The following is a 21,495-nucleotide window of genomic DNA, read 5'->3' on the forward strand; positions in this document are numbered from 1 at the left end:
TTTATATATTAAATACATTTATTATTCTCGTATAAATTTTTTCATTTCTGATATATATTCTTCATTACTATTATATTTTCGTAAATGATTTAAGACGCCTATTGTAGGTTCACTGACATCTTCTAACTTACGGCGGCTTTGCCAAAGAATTTTTACTTCATCTTCTGTTAACAATAACTCTTCTTTACGTGTTGAGCTCTTAAGGAAATCAATAGCCGGATAAATTCTTCTAGAAGCTAATTCTGGGGATAGTACTATTTCCATATTTCCAGTACCTTTAAACTCCTCAAAGATTAAATCGTCCATACGAGATCCAGTATTTATTAGTGCTGTGGCTATTATTGTTAGGCTTCCTCCACCTTCTACATTACGTGCTGCTCCAAAAAATGCTTTTGGTTTATGAAGACTTGATGGATCTACACCTCCACTCAAAACTTTACCACTACTTGGCTCTACTATATTATAAGCACGAGCAAGACGAGTAATACTATCCATAAGAATAATAACGTCTTGCCCTAACTCTACACGACGTTTGGCGTGCTCAATAACCAGCTCTGCCATTTTTATATGGTTTTCACTAGTTTCGTCAAAGGTTGAACTTACAACATCAGCCCCTTTTACAGAACGCTCCATATCAGTAACTTCTTCTGGTCTTTCATCAATAAGTAAAATTATTAGTTTTTTATCTGGATAATTTTTTCTAATTGCATTTGCTATATCTTTCAATAGTGTTGTTTTCCCAACCTTAGGAGGAGCTACTATTAATCCACGTTGTCCAAACCCTATAGGAGCTACTAAATCAACAAAACGCGTTGATAACTTTTCCTTTGTAGTTTCCAAAACTATTTTTTGATTTGGATATATAGGTGTCAAAGCCTGAAAATGAGAACGACCTTTTGCTACTTCTGCATCCACACCATTAACTAAATCAACTTGAAGAAGTCCAGCATAACGCTCTCCATCACGAGGTTTTCTCACTTTACCCGTAATTTCATCACCTTTTTTTAGTTCAAAACGACGGATTTGTGATGCTGAAATATAAATGTCTGTTTCACCCTTTTTATAATCGACTGTTCTCAAAAAGCCAAAGCCATTTTCGGTATGAATATCATCTAATATCCCAGATGCATAGTAATGTTCTTCACTTTCTGATTGTTTTTCTAAAATTGCTAAAACTAACTCTTTTTTATTAAGGGTATAATAACGTGGTACTCCCAACTCTTTTGCCAGTGCTGTTAATTCCTTTGTATTATTCCCCTTATACATTTCATCGAATTTTTGATTACTCATTATTTATCCTTTCTTTTATACTTATACATTATATGAGGGGTAACACTGTTAATGTTTACCCCTAAATACATTTTATTATCTTCTAGTTAGTACAACTACTGCCGACAAAATAGCCATTGCACCTAATAAATCTAGCACTCCAAATGTTGTTCCTAATAGTAAAAATGAAAACACAATTGCTGCTATCGGTTCGAAGCATCCGATAATACTCCCCATTACTGCTCCTATTAGTCTTACCCCTTCAAGATACAAACTAAACGAAGCTATAGTTCCTATTAAAATAACTCCACTCATACATAAAAAATCTAAAAAGTTAAAGTTCTCTGGAATATAGAAACTTCCTGTCCCCACATATACGACTACTCCTGCTATTAAGAGTCCCCATGCCATAATAGGCATCACTCCATATTTAGTAGTTAAGTGTATTGAAGAAATATTATAACTTGCTAAACCTACAGCAGAAAATATTCCCCAAAATAATCCAAGTGTTGAAATATTTAATTTACTAAAATCTAGATGTGTTGCCATTAAAACAACCCCAAAAAGTGAAGCAAGTATTGCGACAACCTCGCGTGGCATAGGTAATCTTTTATTAACAAAACAATAGTAGACCATTATCATCACTGGACCAGTAAATTGAATTACTGTTGCCATTCCTGCATTAGTATATTTTATTGCTAAAAAATATGTTCCTTGACATATTAATAAACCTAGAAAGGAAAAATTCATAAGGCTTAAAATATCTTTTTTATCACTAAAAACCCTCAACAGTGAAGCCTTGTTTTTAAAAAGTAAAATTAGCACTAATATTAGTCCAGAATAAAATAATCTTGTCGAAATAACCCACTTAGAGTCCAACTTAGAGATATTTAATAAATACTCCCCTAATACACCAGAAAGTCCCCAACAAGTGGCCCCTAATATTGTTAATAGTGCACCTTTTTGCATTGTACTCAGCTTCATACTTCCTCCTAATGATCAAACAACTCTAAATTAGATTTTACCGTCTGATTGGATTTTTCTACAACTTTATCATATGTATCATCTTTCGATAATAAAATACTTGTAAATAATGTAATCATATTTTTCTGAGCAACCATCATACTTCCACAAGTATAAAATTTTGCATCCATATTGTTAGTAATATAACCAAATGGAGAATACCAAAATCCATAGCCTATTCTATTATTTTTTTCAAAGAACTCTCTTGCAACATCCTCTGGATATCCTTTGATAAGTGGAATAGGATACAATAAACTTAATGCTTTAATTGCTTTTTGATTATCTTCAATCTTAGCTTTTAAAACAGAATAGACATCTAATCTTTTGCCCATAAGAACTTTGTCAGCAACAACATCAAAATGAGTCTCAAAATTTTCTGTAAAACTATCTCTATAATCTCTTATTATCTCTTCTTCATCAAACAAAATTGAAAAATTATTATTAAATAAATTCTCTTGTTTAAAATATAATTGTGCTTTTAGTTCCATATTTGTATAATCTAATGAAACAAGCGGGTTTGTAGTTATAAATAAACTTTTTTTCGATTCAAATGCGATAAAGTATCTATTTTTCCCTAATAAATATTTTGTGATTGCCCCTAGTGATGTATTATTTTCTAATAAAATTAAGTTTTTTCGTGACAATACTATTCTCTTCAACTCCTCTTTTTCTATCTGAAGAAGAGCGGCTCTTATATTTTCTTGCCAAGTTTCAGGATATATGTCTCTTACAACAGATATATGGGGTTCATTTGGTTGTTCTTTATACTCATTTAGTTTTTCTAAAAATTCTACTCGTTCATACCATAGTTTTGTAAAATCTTTTTCTTCTCTCATATTAAAGAACAATGTAATATAAACATATTCCTCTTTAAACACTGCCAATATTCCCGGTACTACAAACGTAGTATCACTAAAATCTACCCATTCCTGACTATTTTTATTATTTCCATCAGAAATTCCACCATAGATTCCAAAATATTCCTCATCATGTTCATCAATTTCCAAAATACTTGTCTGGGCCTTCAATTCCTCAAACCCAGACAGAATACTATTATTATCAAAACTTGTTAAGAAATCATTAGAATCCAAAAACCACGTTGTTTCGTACCCTATACCAATTATAGCCGTCTTAGTATCTGGTGTCCTTATTATGAATCGTTCTCCTCTTTTACAAGAAAACAGACCAATAAACTGCGATTCACTAAATGTCTTTTCTATTTTGAATTTTACTACTAACTTGCCATCAAGAACTACATCACTAAAATTATAATTTATAATCCTCTGATAATCATTCATAACTACTACCTATCCTCTGCTTTTTCCTCGTTTTTTGCAGCCTCTTCTTGTTCTTTTTCCGCACGAAGTTTTGCTTCCTGCTGTCTTTGCCTATGTTTTATTAGACGATTAACTTCCTCTTCTGATTTATAACTTGCTTCTTTATCTGTAAAAATAATTAGATTTTTGTGCTCATTTAATATAGATAAAATTGTTTTATTTTCTGTATCTTCATTTTCAAAAAGTTCAGCTATATATTTTCTTTTATCTGCACCTAAAACTACAACAAATAAATTTCTAGTCGCCATAAGATTTTCATAACCTATACTAACTAACTTATTACCTGTAATTTCCATACCAGAAGCACGTAATTGATCTCTTTCTTTATCAGAAAATTCTACCAAGTGAATATTTTTATTATCTTCGGTTGCATAGCGGTAATCCAATATTCCTCCATCTGCACCTAGGAAAACAATTGCAACATCTATAGGATTTTCTTTTAATACCTCTTTATATTTCTCCAAATCCTCTATACTATTCTCACTATCTAGACACTCTGGATAATATACATTTTTCATGTCTACATCTAATTTCTTCAATAATTCAAGACGAGTAAAACGATATAAACCAAAGCTTTCTTCTATGTCTATGTCTGCAAACTCCCTTTGTCCTAACATAATAACATGTTTATAACTATATTTACCCATTTTATTATCATCAATCATTCTATTAGTAAACTGGGTATTGATTATATGCTCTGGTAAACTTATTACCGCTCCATCCTCTAAATTCTTTTCAAATTCATCATACATTCTATTTAAAACCGCTGTCTCACTATTACATACTATATATTTCACCATTTCACCTCCGATTAAATCCTCTTCATTTTAACAACTATTATATCATATTTAGTAAAGAGTAACAATGTTAGTATATTCACTTACCAACAAAATTAATATTCTTCTGTTAAATTTCCTTGTACTTAATACAAATAAGTACTTATTGTTTAATCTATAACTCTTTATTCTACCTCTATTAGTTTTGACAATGTATAAGAATAAATATAAGTTTTAACATTTTTTAAATTATAATAATCCTCAACTGCATCTTTATATATTTTCAACTGTTCTTTATGTCGTTCTATTAGGATTTTTTCAGCATCTTTTCCTACAACATTATCAGTTTTATAGTCTACAATAAAGGCATTATTTTCATCTTCTCTAACTAATAAATCCACTATCCCTTGTAGGATAACTTCAGATTCACTCATACTATCGTTATACAACTCACTTGCTTTTTGCATAGTCGTAAATGTTACTTCTGCTTGACAATTTTGAGCAACTTTTATTTTATCCATAAAGTCATTAGTTATAAAGTTAGAAATTCTCTCATTATCAATATCGTTATCTATAAGATTATAATCATCTTCTGTCAAGATTCTTTTTTCCTTAATGTTGGTTAATAGATTTCCTGTTTTTATTAGACTGTCTAAATAACTATTAACATCTTCAATTTTGATATTATTACGAATATCATTAATAATTCTTTCAAAAAGCTTATGAATTACATTTCCCTTTAAAATAGCTTTATTTGCTGATGTCTTATTTAAAGTAGATAATTTTAGATAATTTGTTTCTTTTATTTTAGAATCATGGCTTTCATAATTATTATTTATTTTTTTCAATGAACTATAAGATGTCTTAGCTGGAAAAATTTTATTTTGAACTTCAATAGATTTTTCACTATTATCTAACTCTTGATGTTTTTCTTTAAACTTCTTATAAAAATCTCCCAAATCAAATTCTGTATCAACATACTGTTGTTCATCTTTTTCTTCTGCGAGAGAATATTCTGTAATGTTAGCTTCTCTCTCATTTTCAAAAAGAAATTCTCCATAACTACTTAAAACATTATTTAGTATTTTTTCAAAATTATCTTCTTCCAATAATGCTTGATATATATTTTTATCCGCAGCTTTTTCATTTTGAAGCTCTATACCATTCGGACTAACTAAATAAAGTATCTTTTCTGCACGTGTTAAGGCTACATATAAATTACGAACTTCTTCTTCTCTTTCTCGTAATTTTATTAAAATACTATTAAGTTTATATAAACTCTCAAAATAATCCTTATCCTGAAGTAAAATATTGTACTTTTGAATAAAGTTATCAATATTAATACTAAAGCCAAAATTCTCAGTAAATAATACTTCCCCACTATAACCTTTTTTATTAAAAGAAGTATCAAGATCAGCAACAAAAACTTCTTTATATTCTAACCCTTTAGAAATATGAATCGTAGATAATGTTACACTATTATTTGGTGTTCTTTTCTTTGTTTCAAAAACTTCATCATCTTTTATATTTTTCAAATATTGTACAAACCCACTTAACTTATTGTCTGTATTCTGGTATTCTTGCACAAGATCTATAAAATTCTCATAATAATCTACTTCGTCATCATTAATATCAATTGTTACTAAATAGTTTACAAAATCAATATCTGATACAATTCTTTCTAAAATATCCGATAACGAATTGTTTAAACTAAAATCCAGCCACTTATTCAACAAATTTACCGTATTTTTGCTTTTAACAGAATTGCTTAGTGCTAGTTTTTCAAATAATGTTTTACCATTATTTAACGATAGATTTAATAATTCGTCGTTGCTGTAATCAAAAATCTCACTATGCAACAAAGCAATTAGACTTGCATCACGCGTTGTATTATCTAAAAATCTAAACAAATTATACAATATATTAAAACAATTTGATGTCGTAAACCCTACTTTTTCTTTAAAAAATAATGGTATATTATATTTAGAAAAAATTTGTTTATATGTCGTCATTTTTGTACTATTACGAACTAAGATGGCATAGTCACTATAGTTTTTCCCGTTTTTTACTCCATTTAATATCTCATAAGCTATATTTTCTATTGATTGCACTCTATACTCTTTTTTATCAACTAACTTTTCTTTTGTAAAATAATTTATTTTACCATTTATCAGTTGTGTTGGTATTACATTTACTTGCTTTTCTTTAACACTTGGATAATAAAGTGCACTTTGTTCATCATAACTTACTCCAGCATTTTTGCCTCCCATTAGACGATTAAATACATAGTTGCTACTTTTTAAAATATTTTTATCGCTTCGGAAATTTTCTTTTAACACTACACAAACACCTTCCGCTTCATCAGAAATAGCGTAGTCTATATTAGCATCATAATTTTTTATATCCAGTTGTTTATAACTATTATATTTTTCTTCAAAAAGGTCTGGATTAGATCCCCTAAAACCATAGATAGCTTGCTTCACATCCCCTACTCTAAAGAATTTGATGTTTTCTCCTTTTATTAAGTTAAGGATATATTCTTGAAGATTATTATTATCTTGATATTCGTCAACATAAATTTCTAAAAAATGATTTCGATAATACTCTGCCGCTTCGCTAAGCACTATTTTCCCATTTTCTATTTTAGTTAATGCCTTTATTGCAAGATGGTTCAAATCTGAAAAATCTAAAAAGTTAAGTTCTCTTTTTCTTTTTAAAAACTCATTGTGTAATTCTAATAGAGTTGTTTGATAGGCTGTTGAAAAAGTATCTAATTTTTTAGCTGTTTGGAACATACTGTAGTAATTATTTAAATCATTAAATATATTATTTAATAATGTTGCGTCATACACATTATCATTTTTGTTTAATTCATTATCCAAAGAATTAATAATATTGTCTAAACATTGCTCTTGCTCAAGTATACTTGTAGAAATATTTACATCATTTTCTATAAAGTATTTTCTAATTTTTTCTTTTTTATTATCGTCAAGTAGACTTTTGCTAAGATATCTTTCTACAATGTTTCCATTATCTTTTTTAACAAGAAAATTTTTTACATGAATTGCAAACTTTCTTGCAGTATTTAAAGATTCTTTTGTAGTTAGTTCTACTAATTCACTAAAGTCATCAATTACAATCTCGTTATTAAGTAGAAAATCATGCAACAAAATATTGTTATTTTTCAAGAAATTATCTTGCAAATATTGTTCAAAATTTGGTATAGTTAGCAATTTATAATATGTATCGATTAGTGAATCTATAATATTTTTCTTGTCACCAAAAATAGTAAATAACTCATCAGTGATAATCTTATTTTCTCGTGCAAAGCGTTCTAAAACTTCATTAGCTGAATTAATAAGCATATTTTTGCTATTAGGCAAAATGTTAAAATTAGGAGATAAATATTTCTTCGATCCTGCAATTTCTTCTTCTACTAAATAATAAAACTTTCTTAAAATATTTAAACAAAAACTATCAATAGTACTAACGTACGCATCATTCATGAGCATACTTTGTTTTCGAAGAAATAACCTATCTTCTTCCAAACCAGAAGCTAATAAACGCTCAGTAATTTTGTTTTCAACGCGCACAAGCATATTTTTAGCTGCCGCCGTTGTAAATGTAAGCACTAATAGTTTGTCAATATCCCATCTATCTAAAGCTACTTTGCGAGCTATTCTTTCTGATAAAACCTCTGTCTTACCACTTCCTGCCGCTGCCGCAACTAACACATCTGCTCCTGTTAACGCTATAGCTTGCCACTGTGCAGGTGTTGGAGGATATTTTTTCTTTTTTGTGAAATCATCCATTTTCTCAATCTTAATCATAAGTTATAGTCCTCTTAATTAAATTACTCACCTTTTATTTTAACATAATTTAAGCTATATGTTATAATATTTTTATCAGTTTATTAGACTATATAGTAAAGGTGAGAAAATGAATTATAAACTTCTTGCACTTGTTCCTATAGTGGCTGCAGGTGCTTTAATAAAAAATAATAAACAATTAAAAGTAACAAACTATAATCTAGAATTTAAAAATTTACCAGAAGAATTTCATAATTTCAAAATAGCACAAGTTAGTGATATTCACTGTGATAAAGTTGGTATAAGTGACTTATTCTTTTTGGAAAAACTATGTAAATTTTCTCCAGATATTATCGTTATTACTGGTGATATTTTAGACAGCTATAGAAATGATATGGATATTGTTTATAATATCCTAAGCCAATTATCGGCTGTTGCTCCATGTTATTTTGTTACAGGTAATCATGAACTACGCCTACCAAAAGAATTTGAAGAACTAAAAAATATGTTTGAAAGACTAAATATCTCTTATCTTCATAACGAAGTTAGAAGTATCTATAAAACTAATGATAAAATAAATCTTATTGGAATTGAAGATTATAATTATTTTAAAGCAAAAGATGAACTTAATCATCGTGAAAATTTCCAAAATATTCTTAGTAAATTATCTGATAAAAATGAATTCAACATTTTACTATCACATAGACCGGAAAAATTTGACTTCTATGTTAAAGAAAAATATAACTTAGTCTTTTCTGGACATGCACATGGTGGTCAATGGCAGATTCCTTTTGTTGGTGGAATTTTTTCTCCAAGTCAAGGCTTCTTCCCTAAATACATACATGGTGTGTATGAAAAAGAAAACACAAAACTTGTCGTTTCTCAAGGCCTTGGAAATAGTTCTTTTCCAATTAGAATAAACAATCAAATAGAGTTAGTTTTAGTTACATTAAAAAAAGAAGCAATTTAATATAATCGCTTCTTTTTTTAATTATGTTCTAATTACTTAGAAAAATATAACTTTTCAAATTTTTCGATTTTCACTTCAAAATCATTTAGTGCAAGCTCAATTGCCTCTGGTTTGGACATATCTACTCCTGCATTTCTTAAAACATTAATCGGATAGTCTGAGTTTCCTTTTGATAAAAACTCATCAATATAGATTTTTGCGTTTTTGCTATCCGCTAAAATCAAACGTGATAATGCTTGTGCTGCCGAATATCCTGTTGCATATTGGTATACATAGTAATTATAGTAGAAATGAGGAACTCTTGCCCATTCATACTTAATTTCTTCATCATATTCAAAAGCGTCACCATAATATTTTTTTACTAAATTAAAATATTCTGTATTTAAAAATTCTGCGGTAATTGCTCCACCGTTTTGGACATGCTGATTCATTAAGTGCTCAAACTCAGCAAATTGTGTTTGACGATATACTGTTCCCACAAAACCATGTAGTGCTTCATTAAGAACTCTTAACATTCCCTCTTTATTACCTTCTTTTTCAAATTTGTTATAAAGATACTCTGTTAATAATGCTTCATTACATGTAGATGCAACTTCTGCAACAAAGATAGAATAACTTCCATAAACTGCAGGTTGATTTTTGCGTGTATAATAAGAATGCATTGAGTGTCCAAGTTCGTGAATTAACGTATAAACATCATTTAATGTACCATCAAAATTCAATAAAATAAATGGCTTAGTTGTATATGCACCTGTTGAGTATGCACCAGAACGTTTTCCTTTATTTGGATAAATATCAATCCAACGTTCTGTAAATGCTTTTCTCATACTATTGACATAATCTTCACCCATAGGTTTAACAGCTTCTAAAACTATGTCTCGAGCTTCTTCAAATGTAAACTTAATCGGTTCCCCTTCAACAACAGATACAGCTCTATCATAAAGTCTTAACTCATCAAGACCTTTTATTTTTTTATGAAGTTTATAATATTTATGAAGAACTGGTATTTTTTTATTAACTGTTTCTACTAGATTATCATATACTTCCTCAGGGATTAAATTTGATGATAAAGCATGATTTCTTGTTGAGGGATACTTATGAGTGTCAGCATAGAATTTTTTAGCTTTTAGATTTCCTGCTAATGTAGACGCTAATGTATTGATATGTCTTTCAAAATAGCTATATAAAGAGAAAAATGTATTTTTTCTAAGCACCCTATCTGGATTTTCCATATATGTTCCATATGTTCCGTGTGTTAATGTATGTTTATTTCCATCTTTATCTTCTACATCTTCAAACACTACATCTGTATTATTTAACGCTCCAAAAGTTTCATCACTAGCATGTAGTGCTTCACCTGCCATCGCAATTATTCTTTCTTGTTCTGGATGTAATGTATGCGGACGTTTTTTATTGATTTTTTCTAGGAAAAACCTATATTCTCTAAGTTCTTCTAATTCTTTTAAATAACCGTTAATTAGGCTTTCATCAACAGCTAATAATTCTGGTGTGAAAAATGACCATTCTGCAACATAATTAGAATATAATCCATAAGTTTTAGAATATAATTCTTTAAACTCAGCGTCCGTACTATCTTGATCATTTTTACAATGAGCATAGATAAATAACTGTTCTAATTTTTGTTCCCATTTTTCTGATGTTTTTAACACATCTAGTAATGCTCTAGCACCTTCTTTAACTTTTCCTTGATAACTTTTAATTTCTGGAAGGAACTCTTCTACTTCTTTAAATTCTCTCCAAAAATCTTCTTTAGTTGCATATATAGATTCTAAATCCCAAGTATTTTCTACTTTTTGATCTTTTCTTAGTAATTCTGCCATATTAATCTCCTTTTTCCTATAACTTTAAAATTTTAAAAATGTATTTCACTTCTTTTCTATTATAACATAGCTTAATTATGCTAAACATAAAATTTTAAGATATTTGCTGGCCCTTTATATTAAATAAAATACTTTATTTTCTTATAACCAAATGGTCATAATTTTCATGCCCAATAAATATTTCACATTCTTTTTTAAAACCATAACTTTCGTAGAGTCTTCTCGCTCCATGATTACTCTGAGCAACATTTAAACTTTTTAAAGGATGCTTTTCTATCGTAAATTTAGACAATAATTTATTACCTATTCCTTGTCCTCGATTTTCAGCAAAAACATAAAGTGTATCTAGATAGTGTTCCCCAGGCAACATTTCATCGTAATCAAAGATTACAGTATCATTTTTAAGTTCAAACATGGTAACTACTTTATCAAACCAAAAACTACGCATTTCCTCTAATTTTTCATAATTATATCCAAAAGAAAAACCTAAAATTTCACCGTTTTCTTCATATACCGTACAGTATTTATAACTAAATCTATCTTCTGTTGATTCGAAAATATATGTTAAAATTTCATAAAATTTCTCTTGTGATACTTCTTTTAATATATCAAGCTCTAGCGATTCAACAAACTCCCCTAATCCATCTAAAACTCTTTTATCATCCCTTGTTGCTTTTCTTAACATTACTACCTCCATAAATAGAAAAAGATATGTTTAAGAACATATCTTTTATTATTCATTAAACATACCTTTATCTTATACTTTTATATTACTAATTTCAAGTGATGTACCATGTATAATACGTTTTTTATACGAAATGCTAGCTGGTGAACTATCATCCCAAACACTCTCAAACCATTCTAAAAATTTCTCAATAGAAAAGTCTATTTTCACCAACTCTACATAAATATTATCTATTTTTTCTGAAACAATCGCATCTTCTGATGGTGTTTTGGCAATCCTTGTTATTAATCCATAAGTAGAATCTTTTACATTAGCCATACCTGCCGCTCCGTTATTCACAACAATATGTTTATCATTATTGTATAATGCTGGCAAGCAAGTATGCGTTGTTGCGAGTATATCTACTTTATTATCATCTAACCAAGTATTCAATTCATCTTGGCGCTCTTTTTTCTGCAAAGAACTATGTGAACACTGCCAGCCCGACATACTTTTCTCATCACCATGGGTAATGGCAATTTTTTTGTTTAAAAACTCAACAGACAGCGTCTTACCACGAAGTTGTATTTCTTCTAAAATATCATCATTTCCTAGGTTATCTTTCATCATTTGATGAATAGCATTGGACCTTTCAACAATTTCCTCACTTACATCTTCGGGATAATTGCATCCACAGCCAAGATTATCTTTTGAATTTATTAGTTCATATTCAACATTTCCTAATAGCTTAATCCCTTTAATAGAATTATTTTCTACAGTCAAAAAATCATCTTTATTTATATCAAACCAATGCATATCTCCATTAAAAATGATTTGAGCATTTTCTTTTTCAGCATTGCTATTAATCAACTCTAATGCAAAATTATTACCGTATAATCCACCTACTACATAAAGTACATCTTTATCTATTCTTAAAGTATTCTTCGCCCAATCCTTGTTTAACATATAATCAAGAGAGCAGTTTCTTCCTTTAGTCATAACTATTTCCTTTTAGCAAATAGTCCTGGTATGACATATCCTAGAGTGCATAAAATTAATCCATAGAAGTTTACCCCTAGAAGTAAGGCACTCTTACCACTACCTATTGCCCAAGATGCTGGTATCATCTTAACTGTTAATAATACTCCAAGAATAATTCCAATCCAAAAACTTAGATGGAATCCTATTTTTGTTGGTTTAACAAAACCATGAAGTAGAAATATAGGCGCTAACCCTATAACCATTGTACCACTAATAGTAGTTGCTTTAAGAATATCAGTTCCTATAATCATTGGAAGATTACCTATAAACGCAAATGCTACCATAAAGATAATTGCTACTAGTTTTGGATTTTTTAATGGTTTACCTGCCATTTCTGGTAAATCTTTACCTGTTAATTTCCCAAGACTTGCAAATGTAGAGTCAAGAGTAGACCCTGCCGCAGAAATCATAACAACAATCATCGCAAAATATCCAGCAACTCCTAATGTTTTACCTAAAGCAGCTGGAACGTTACTACTAACTTCCATACCGATAAGTTTTGCATGAATACCTATAAAACTGAATATTAAGATAGAAATAAATCCTAAGATTCCTGATACAATGAAAGCACGTAGCATTGTTTTTTCTTCTGCTATAAATCCTCTATCTGTAAGTACCGGATCATGGAATGGATAACTAAACAATTGAAGAATTGTTACAAGTAACATATCAACCCCTGCTTGCATTGTCCAAGAACCAGACGTAACAAATTCACTAATATTATGTTGTGGTAAAATTAAAGTTATTACCCACCCAACAAAAAATACAAAAATAATCGCTTGAATTACATCTGTAACAATCGAACTACGAAGTCCACCTAATACTGTATACCCTAATGTAATTACTGTAAATAGAATAGCCGAAATAATAAACTCACGACTTCCTGATTTTCCATAGTATCCACCAACAACAGAAGTATTACTCCAAACTTCATTAAATAAACGAATAAGAATTGCTGCTGAAAATGCAACCGAAGCTGCTTTTCCGTAATTAGAGTTTAAAAAACTAACTAATCCTGTGGCTTGATACTTTCTTCTTAAACGATAAATTGCAAAACCTGCTATTGGAATACATAGCCAATATGTAGCATATGCCAAACCGCCAACAAAACCATACTGAGCACCTAAGTTTGCAGCATTAGTAACTGATTTCGCAAAAATCCAACTTATGAAAATACTTAACATAAGCATCATTTCAGTTGGTCGTTCACCTTTATTACTATCTCCTCTAAAAAATCCTGCTTCTGTAACTTTCTTTGGGGATAATAGGAACATAATAAATCCATAAACTATTAAGAATCCCCAAAACAAATATCCTGTCATACCTGTCATTTTCTAATATATCTCCTTTAAATTTTCTCTATCTTACTCAACTTCTCCAACATTAGCATATCTTGCAAATGAAGGTTCATAGTTTCTTACTTTATAACCTAGCTCTTCTAAAATCACTGCAACATAAGAAGCACGTACTCCTGTAGTGCAGTACGTAATTTGAAGTTTATTTTTATCAAGCCCTTTGCTTACAAAATATTCTTCTAACGCTTCTCTTGATTTTATAAATCCATCTTCGTCTACTAATGAATTAAACGGAACAGAAATAGAACCTGGGATGTGTCCTGCTTTATTTTCACCATAGATAACTCGCCCGTTGTACTCTGCTTCTAATCTAGTATCAATAATTTGAACATCTGTACTATTCACGAAAGATAATAACTCATCAGTAAATATTGCTTTTTCATTATCTTGAGCCTCTTCACGAACTATATTTGATACGTTTATTCTATCAGTTTCTGGATTATAGTTTTTATTAAATCCTAGTTGTTCTACTTTATCAAAACCACCATCAATAATTTTTATATTATCAAAACCTGCATAATTAAAAGTATAAACAACACGAGCCTCATCTCCAAACCCTTGATTTGGCATTGTAAAACCATAAACAAGTACTTCTGTATTTTCTTTTATACCTAGAATATTAAAAATTTCTTGATAATTATCTTTTGATAGAAGCTTTCCAAGGTCTTCTCCTCCAAACTCACCTAACAGGCTTATATCCGTCCAATCGACTACAGTAGCTTTATCATACATTAAAGCACCTTCTTTTAGCATACTACCACGTGCATCAATCACGACAACATTATCATTACCACGAGTTTTTAATAAATAATCAGCATCAACTAATTTTTTAAAATCAAAATTTGTCATAGCAAATCTCACTTTCTTTAAATATATGAATTATTATACCATAGAAGATAGAAAAAAACATATTTTTTATTATTAAATAGCATTAATTAAAGATTTTTTTTATTAAGTAATTTTTTTATTTTTGTATAGGCAATTTGAAAATAGATAATATTTATTATTACTATCTATAAAAAATACGATGTATTCTTTTTGAACACATCGTATTTTACAAAATCATACTTTAACTATATTTATATTTTCTAAAATATAAATGAACTTAACTACAAGTATTATTTAAAATTCTTTTTTCTCCTCAACAATACTACTCCACTTAAAATACCTAATGCTGCTATAGTTGTTACTAAGTTAGAACTTGCAACACCCGTATTTGGCAATTTATATTTTGGTTCAGATGGAGCTGGTTGAGGTTTTTGTAAGTTTTCCAGTTTATTTGGATCTTCTCCAGGTTTTTGTGGGTTTTCCGGTTTGTTTGGATCTTTTCCAGGTTTATTTGGCTCCACTGGTTTAGCAGAATAATTAACATCTTTAACGATATTTTCTTGAGTTACTGTTTCTGCTGCTACAATCGAAATATCTACTGTATATCCTTCAATTGTAGGTGATGTAACTTCTGCGTATTTTTCTTTATTTGCTACCCAAGTACCATTATCTGTAACTAATCCTGTTACTTTATCTGTAATTACTGTACGAGTCCATGTTGCTTCTTCCACATGGCTTGGCGGTGTTTTATCACCAGCTCCGTGATAATTAACTGTTAAGCTTACTTTCTTAGTTTCTTCTTTGCTTTCAGTTCCATGTTTTAAATGGATAGTAACAACTTGATCTACTGAATCATCTGTATCAAACTTATTAGGTAATGCTTCTTGTGATACTAATTCATATCCTTTTGCTTTATAAAATTCGACAACATTATTGTAATCTGCTGTTGCTGATACTGGTAAATCAGTATCCGAATCACCTTCTACCAATTTTTCTTTATCACGTAATGTTTTTTGTTCTGTATCATCTATAACTGTGTAAAGAACTTTTTGTTTTGGTTTAGCAGTATATGTAACTTTCTCATTGATATCATTACTATCAGCAGTTACATTAGCTACAGCATCAATTTTAGCCCTATCTGGTGTGAATCCAGCAATATTTGGTGATACTACTTCTGAAAAACTATTTGTAGCAGGCGCCCAGTTCCCATTAGCTACTATCTGACCAGTAACTAAATCTTTACTATTACTTCTTGTGAAATCAAGTTTCGCTACTTTAGTTGGAGCTGCTTCACTACCATCTGCGTAAACGTATTGAATAGTTTGAGTCACAGTTTTATTTTCAACAACTGACTCTTGTTTATGGCGAAGACGAATCACAACATTTTGATCAACATTATCGTTACTATCAAACTTAGCTGGAAGTACATCGCTACCAACTAACTCATATTTATCCATATAACCATCAATAATATCTTGATATTTTGCTTGAGTATCATTTGGTAATTTGCTATTAGATTCTCCCGATACTAATGGTTTTCTATCTTCTAAAGTTTTTGAATCAGTTTCATCAACTACTGTATAAGTAACTTTTTGTGTATTAGCACTATAAACATAGTAAAATACTTGATCATCATTTGCATAAGGAATTGATTTTGCTGTTGTTAATTGCGTTCCATTTACCGTAGTAATTGGTTTAGTTGGTGCTGTTGTTAATAATTTGTAACCAGGTATTGACTTAACTACAGCACTAAAATTTGGAGATGCTGGCGCTATTGGTGACCCTGCTGGATAACCATATCCATAATCTTGAGTAGCAAGCTCATTACCTTCAGTGTCTAAATGATGAATTGTAATCTTTTGTTGTCCTGTGGCTCTAGCATTTGATGGCGTAGTTTGGGCATTAAGAGCTTGATTTGAAATTTCAGTACCTATTCCTTGATCATTAACAGCATAACTATAACTATGAGAATCTATAGAAATACTATTATTAATAGAAGAGTCAGCAAATACAATTTTCGCTGATAAACCTGTTGACTGAATAACATTCATATTTTTTAGAGTTTTATCTACTCTTTTATTTACTTCTTCGGTTCTATTAATTTCTTGATATTCATCGCCTTTAGTAGCATAGTCATCCGTTTCCCAGAAATCATGATAAGTAGTGGCTTCTGGACCTTTTATTTTTCCTAAATTAATAGCCACTATATACTCATCTTCAGCTTTTTTAATTATGACTGATGAATTCTTTCCAGCTTGTTTTAATGCTCTAAAAATATCATCTTTAGTTGCTGTTTCAGGTAATGTTATACTCTTATGATTATCATCACTTTTAATTACATTAGCATTATTAGTATCCCCTTTTACCAAATATCTACCATCTTCACTAATAGCAAGTGATGTTGTGAATCGTTTGTTATTTGGAATAAGAACATCAACTATCTTTGATCCTGGATTAGCTTTTACACTGTGAATTGTAATAATATCACCATCTGGAATGCCAGTTTCTCCTGGATTTTGGCCATCACTTTCAAGCATATTATTATAATAATTAAAATCTGATGTAGCTGTAGTAATATTTATAGTATTCGCACTCGGACTGATAGCTGAATTATAAACATGAAAATCTCCAACTTCTTTATCAAATTGTCTTCTTTCTGGTTTAAATGTAAACTTTGAACCATTAATTGTTAAAACCATATCTGAATAACTTGATTTTGGAGCAAAAAAACCATAATCAGCTGCACGTTGAACAATTTCTACAGTTTTTTGTGTTCCATTTGGCACACTGTCAACAAATTCTTGATTTAATGTTAATATATATGCAAAATTATCTCTAGTAGTATCAAAGCTAATATCCCCAACACCTTGCACTGGCTCTATTGTGCCAGAACTTAAATTAGCCACATGAGTACCATGCTCGTAAATAACATTTGCAAGTTCAACAGGAATACGAAGTTTCGTTCCATTAGCCAATGTACCATCTTGAGTAATTGTAAAACGCATACGTACTTCTTCTAGTTTAGCATTTTGACCTACAAGTTGTTCTATACTATCTGCAGTTAGAACTTTACCATCGCGAGTTTTTATTGTAGCAGTAAAATTAGAAATCTGACTTGGAGCTTGATTTAAAGCTACATTCTTGCCAGATTTTAATAATTCTTTTGGAATTTCTTGTGTAGAATTATTTTCTTTTGACTCAGCTAATGCCTCTAATTTAGATGTTACAGCGTTGTCTTCTTTTGTGACTGTATTCTCTGCATTATTTTTTTCTTGATTATTAGCATATCCAACTTGACCACCCATCGTAGTTCCTAAAACTACAAAACTAGCAACTGCAACCGAAAGAAAATTTTTATTTTTCTTTCTCATAGAAAATTTATAATATTTTTTAAAATTCATAAAATAACCTCCTTTTTAAGTAAAGCGCGCGAAGCTTATCATAACCATTATATATATATATATATATATATTGTCAAGTTTTTCTATATAAATTAATAAAAAATATTTAATATTTTTTTAGTATTAAAAATCGTATTAACTATATATATAATAGTAAAAAATAAAATATTCTTTAATATTTTGATAACATGTATGTATTAAGAGTAAATAAATATTATTTTATAAATCGTAATTATTTCTATTTACAAACCACTAATATTATGTTAGAATAAATCGTAATCATTTTGAAAAATAGAAATTAAGGAGAACTTTTTATATGAATAAAAATAGAAAAACTGCACTTATAATTCCCTGCAGTATTCTTGCACTTGCTGGAATTGGCTACGCTGGTTATGAATTTGGAAAAAATACTGATTCTACTTCCTCTAGCCTTGTTCAAAGTAAACAATCTAAACGCATCGCTTATGCAGATAAGGTAAGTGATATTGTTGTTACAGAAATTACAGAAGATGGTTATGTAACTCTACATGGTGATCATAGCCATTATGAAAAAGGTCTTGTTCCGTATAACGCTAAATTTTTAGACAAACTTGTTTATAATGATAAAAATTATAAATTAAAAGACGAAGATATCCAATACGAAGTAGCTCAAGGTTATATTATAAAAGTCAACGGAAAATATTATTACTACCCTAAAGAAGGTGTTAAGCAAAGTAATATCGTGGACGAAGAAACTGCTAAAACTATTTCAGCTTCTTCACATAGCCATCACCATGAAAAAACTTCAACTCACGAAGATAATTATCAATTCAATCCAAAAGATATTGTTAAAGAAACTGCTGATGGCTATGTAGTCCGCCACGGAGATCATTATCACTTTATTAAAAAATCTGATTTAAGCACTAATCAATTAAACGCTATAAAACAAGCTGGTGTAAATAATGAAGCACCTAGTAGTACAGCCGGTATAACTCACGCCACTAGTGATGGTTATATTTTTAAAGGGGAAGGTGATATTATAGGGCGCAATAGTTTTGGTTTTATCGTTAAACATGGTAGCCATAATCATATTATTCCATTCGATAGTTTACGCGGTACTAAATGGGAATATTTGATAAATAAGAATATTTTTAATAATCATAACACAGTACCAAATTTTAACTATAATAATCATGATAACTATAATTTTAATCCCGAAGACATAGTTGCAGAAGATGAAAATGGGTATACTGTACGCCATAATGATCACTATCATTATATTCCTAAGGAAAAAAGCAATAAACCTGACAACAATAATACTCCATCTTCTGAGTCAAAAACTAAAATAACTAAAGAGATTCAAGATAAAATAGACTATCTATCAAAAATATTAAATATTGATAAATCTAAAATTAAAGTCATTGAAACTACCAAAGGGATAGCCCTTACTTATCCACATGGAGATCATACTCATACTGTCTTTTTAGATGAAATTCATATTGGTGATGATTCTAATCTTTTAAATGATGAAATAGAAAAACAAATTGAGTATATTGCTGATGTCTATGGTGTTCCAAAAAAAGCAATAAAAGTTACAAAAGACTTCTTTATTTTTAACGAACCAACCCAAGAATATGATCCGACTCATATACATCCTTATTTAATTCCAAGAAGTAAATTCAGAATTCCAGAAGTAACAGGAGATAAAGAATTAGATTTTGAACAAGAGTTACTAGCGTTATCAGAGCGTACTGGTATTGCCCCTGATAAAATTCAAATAGACGGAGATAAATTCGTTATTCCCCATGGTTCTCATAATCACTATGTAAAAATAAAATCTGGTGGTGCTGAAGCTTATTTAAAAAATAAAATCCCTAATATTATAGGAGCATATATTAAAGGTGAATTTGATAAGAATACAGTTATTAATAGAATTAATTCTTTAATCGCTGATAATAATCAACTTAATAAAGATAGAAAGCATGCTAACCGTATTAATCGTGCCTTAAATCAATTAAAAGATAGCATTGAAGAACTTCCTACTAACTCGACTATTGGCTACTTAGCTATGTTAGATAGTTTTGATAAAAAATATATTCATATAAATACTTCTACTACTGATAAAAAAGATGAGAAATTTATTAAACAATATAATACGTTACTTAATCGGGTGAAAAATGCAAATATTGAACACTTAGGATATGACAAAGAAAGTTTAATTGAAGAATTGAATGTAGCATCATCAGAACACAATACTGATGCATTCACAAAGATAGAACATATGCTAAATGAATTAGAAAAATTTGACCTGCAAACTGGCCCTACAATCTTAAGTTATACTAAGTACTTCTTAGAAAATATAAATAGCAATAAAATTGATAATGAACTTAGAGAAGAACTTGCATATTTAATAGAATATTCTTACCTAAGTGAAGCAAAAATCATTGAATCTCGTACCAATGAACTCATTGCAAGACTTATAAATGCTAAAAACAAACTTTATTATCAACTTCAACACAATAATGTTCAAGAAGTTAAATACGGAGAAAACTATGCAAAATTAAGTAGAAAATATAATAACGATGATGAAATGTCCATTCTAGATTCTGCAAAAAGCTTTATAAAAGAATTAGAGGATTTCTTACCTACTTTAGAATTTTCAAAAATTAACAACTCAAAAGAACTAACAACAAAAATTAAAAATAAAAATTCAGAAAATAGTGTTATAAAAAATAATAGTAACACTACTGAAAAGGCAACAAATAACACTAATGTAGAAAAAAATAATATTATGTCATCAGATAAAAAAATTGAAGAAAAAGAAGCCAATTCAGAAGAAAGTTTAACGGATGACCATAGAGATGATGAGCATGACTTTAGTTTTAATACTAATGATGTACTAGAAGAAACTACAGATGGTTTTATCGTAAAGCACGGAGACCATAAGCATTATGTTGACAAGAAAAATCTTACAGCTCTTCAAATCAAACAGGCACAAGAATTTTTGAAAAAAAGTAAGTAATATTTAGTTAAACAGCTTGACAAAATACTTAAAGATAAAGTACAATTGATTTAAATAAATATAAAATTTGATTATAGATATGTTTTAATCTAAGAATTTTTTAGAGAAGGTGTGGTTGGTGAAAATACTTAAAATTCATTTTAAAATTCTACTATAACTTATATCAAATTATTTTTAAAG

13 protein-coding genes are annotated in these 21,495 nt (G+C 29.5%); 2 read left to right on the forward strand and 11 right to left on the reverse strand.

Features of this window, described 5'->3' with window-relative positions:
• Positions 1–21: 21 nt before the first annotated feature.
• From rho to O3802_RS02960, 5 genes are all read right to left on the reverse strand, one after another.
• Positions 22–1,290, reverse strand: a complete 1,269-nt coding sequence (gene rho, locus O3802_RS02940; protein WP_111743330.1) for a transcription termination factor Rho — start codon at positions 1,288–1,290, stop codon at positions 22–24.
• A 75-nt stretch (positions 1,291–1,365) separates the two neighbouring features.
• Positions 1,366–2,253, reverse strand: coding sequence for a DMT family transporter (locus O3802_RS02945; RefSeq protein WP_371458231.1), 888 nt, complete (start codon positions 2,251–2,253; stop codon positions 1,366–1,368).
• Positions 2,254–2,261: 8 nt separating this feature from the next.
• A complete protein-coding gene (locus O3802_RS02950; RefSeq protein ID WP_371458232.1) occupies positions 2,262–3,590 on the reverse strand; it encodes a hypothetical protein in 1,329 nt (442 codons plus the stop codon).
• 5 nt (positions 3,591–3,595) lie between these two features.
• Entirely contained in the window at positions 3,596–4,429 is an 834-nt protein-coding gene (locus tag O3802_RS02955; RefSeq protein WP_371458233.1) for a 6-phosphogluconolactonase, read from the reverse strand.
• A gap of 161 nt (positions 4,430–4,590) precedes the next feature.
• A complete protein-coding gene (locus O3802_RS02960; RefSeq protein ID WP_371458234.1) occupies positions 4,591–8,235 on the reverse strand; it encodes a UvrD-helicase domain-containing protein in 3,645 nt (1,214 codons plus the stop codon).
• 109 nt (positions 8,236–8,344) lie between these two features.
• On the opposite strand from O3802_RS02960, the gene O3802_RS02965 reads away from it, so the two are divergent.
• Positions 8,345–9,184, forward strand: a complete 840-nt coding sequence (locus tag O3802_RS02965; protein ID WP_371458235.1) for a metallophosphoesterase — start codon at positions 8,345–8,347, stop codon at positions 9,182–9,184.
• 32 nt (positions 9,185–9,216) lie between these two features.
• Here the strand turns inward: O3802_RS02965 and pepF are convergent, their stop codons facing one another.
• The 6 genes from pepF to O3802_RS02995 all read right to left on the reverse strand — a co-directional run bounded on the left by pepF (position 9,217) and on the right by O3802_RS02995 (position 18,314).
• Positions 9,217–11,025 carry an oligoendopeptidase F gene (gene pepF / locus O3802_RS02970; protein ID WP_371458236.1) on the reverse strand — a complete coding sequence of 603 codons (1,809 nt, stop codon included), beginning with the start codon at positions 11,023–11,025 and terminating at the stop codon, positions 9,217–9,219.
• A gap of 133 nt (positions 11,026–11,158) precedes the next feature.
• Complete coding sequence (locus O3802_RS02975) at positions 11,159–11,710, reverse strand: GNAT family N-acetyltransferase (protein WP_371458237.1); 552 nt, start codon at positions 11,708–11,710, stop codon at positions 11,159–11,161.
• A 72-nt stretch (positions 11,711–11,782) separates the two neighbouring features.
• Positions 11,783–12,688 (reverse strand): calcineurin phosphoesterase, encoded by a 906-nt coding sequence (locus O3802_RS02980; RefSeq protein WP_371458238.1) that lies wholly within the window; start codon positions 12,686–12,688, stop codon positions 11,783–11,785.
• A gap of 2 nt (positions 12,689–12,690) precedes the next feature.
• Positions 12,691–14,061 (reverse strand): sodium:solute symporter, encoded by a 1,371-nt coding sequence (locus O3802_RS02985; protein ID WP_371458239.1) that lies wholly within the window; start codon positions 14,059–14,061, stop codon positions 12,691–12,693.
• 33 nt (positions 14,062–14,094) lie between these two features.
• The gene (locus O3802_RS02990; RefSeq protein WP_371458240.1) at positions 14,095–14,934 is read right to left on the reverse strand and encodes a sulfurtransferase; all 840 of its coding nucleotides are present in this window, start codon (positions 14,932–14,934) and stop codon (positions 14,095–14,097) included.
• A gap of 269 nt (positions 14,935–15,203) precedes the next feature.
• Positions 15,204–18,314: a mucin-binding protein gene (locus O3802_RS02995; protein WP_371458241.1), complete on the reverse strand. Its 3,111-nt coding sequence runs from the start codon at positions 18,312–18,314 to the stop codon at positions 15,204–15,206.
• A gap of 316 nt (positions 18,315–18,630) precedes the next feature.
• Here O3802_RS02995 and O3802_RS03000 point away from each other — a divergent pair, with 316 nt between their 5' ends.
• The gene (locus O3802_RS03000) at positions 18,631–21,315 is read left to right on the forward strand and encodes a pneumococcal-type histidine triad protein (protein ID WP_371458242.1); all 2,685 of its coding nucleotides are present in this window, start codon (positions 18,631–18,633) and stop codon (positions 21,313–21,315) included.
• Positions 21,316–21,495 lie beyond the last annotated feature (180 nt).

It is taken from the genome of Gemella sp. 27098_8_92 (assembly GCF_041433685.1).
In the GTDB taxonomy this organism is placed as follows: domain Bacteria; phylum Bacillota; class Bacilli; order Staphylococcales; family Gemellaceae; genus Gemella.

Bases quoted from the DNA above. Each gene is read 5' to 3' on its own strand.
- rho (WP_111743330.1), bottom strand. From the start codon at position 1,290: ATGAGTAATCAAAAATTCGATGAAATGTATAAGGGGAATAATACAAAG.
- O3802_RS02945 (WP_371458231.1), bottom strand. From the start codon at position 2,253: ATGAAGCTGAGTACAATGCAAAAAGGTGCACTATTAACAATATTAGGG.
- O3802_RS02950 (WP_371458232.1), bottom strand. From the start codon at position 3,590: ATGAATGATTATCAGAGGATTATAAATTATAATTTTAGTGATGTAGTT.
- O3802_RS02955 (WP_371458233.1), bottom strand. From the start codon at position 4,429: ATGGTGAAATATATAGTATGTAATAGTGAGACAGCGGTTTTAAATAGA.
- O3802_RS02960 (WP_371458234.1), bottom strand. From the start codon at position 8,235: ATGATTAAGATTGAGAAAATGGATGATTTCACAAAAAAGAAAAAATAT.
- O3802_RS02965 (WP_371458235.1), top strand. From the start codon at position 8,345: ATGAATTATAAACTTCTTGCACTTGTTCCTATAGTGGCTGCAGGTGCT.
- pepF (WP_371458236.1), bottom strand. From the start codon at position 11,025: ATGGCAGAATTACTAAGAAAAGATCAAAAAGTAGAAAATACTTGGGAT.
- O3802_RS02975 (WP_371458237.1), bottom strand. From the start codon at position 11,710: ATGTTAAGAAAAGCAACAAGGGATGATAAAAGAGTTTTAGATGGATTA.
- O3802_RS02980 (WP_371458238.1), bottom strand. From the start codon at position 12,688: ATGACTAAAGGAAGAAACTGCTCTCTTGATTATATGTTAAACAAGGAT.
- O3802_RS02985 (WP_371458239.1), bottom strand. From the start codon at position 14,061: ATGACAGGTATGACAGGATATTTGTTTTGGGGATTCTTAATAGTTTAT.
- O3802_RS02990 (WP_371458240.1), bottom strand. From the start codon at position 14,934: ATGACAAATTTTGATTTTAAAAAATTAGTTGATGCTGATTATTTATTA.
- O3802_RS02995 (WP_371458241.1), bottom strand. From the start codon at position 18,314: ATGAATTTTAAAAAATATTATAAATTTTCTATGAGAAAGAAAAATAAA.
- O3802_RS03000 (WP_371458242.1), top strand. From the start codon at position 18,631: ATGAATAAAAATAGAAAAACTGCACTTATAATTCCCTGCAGTATTCTT.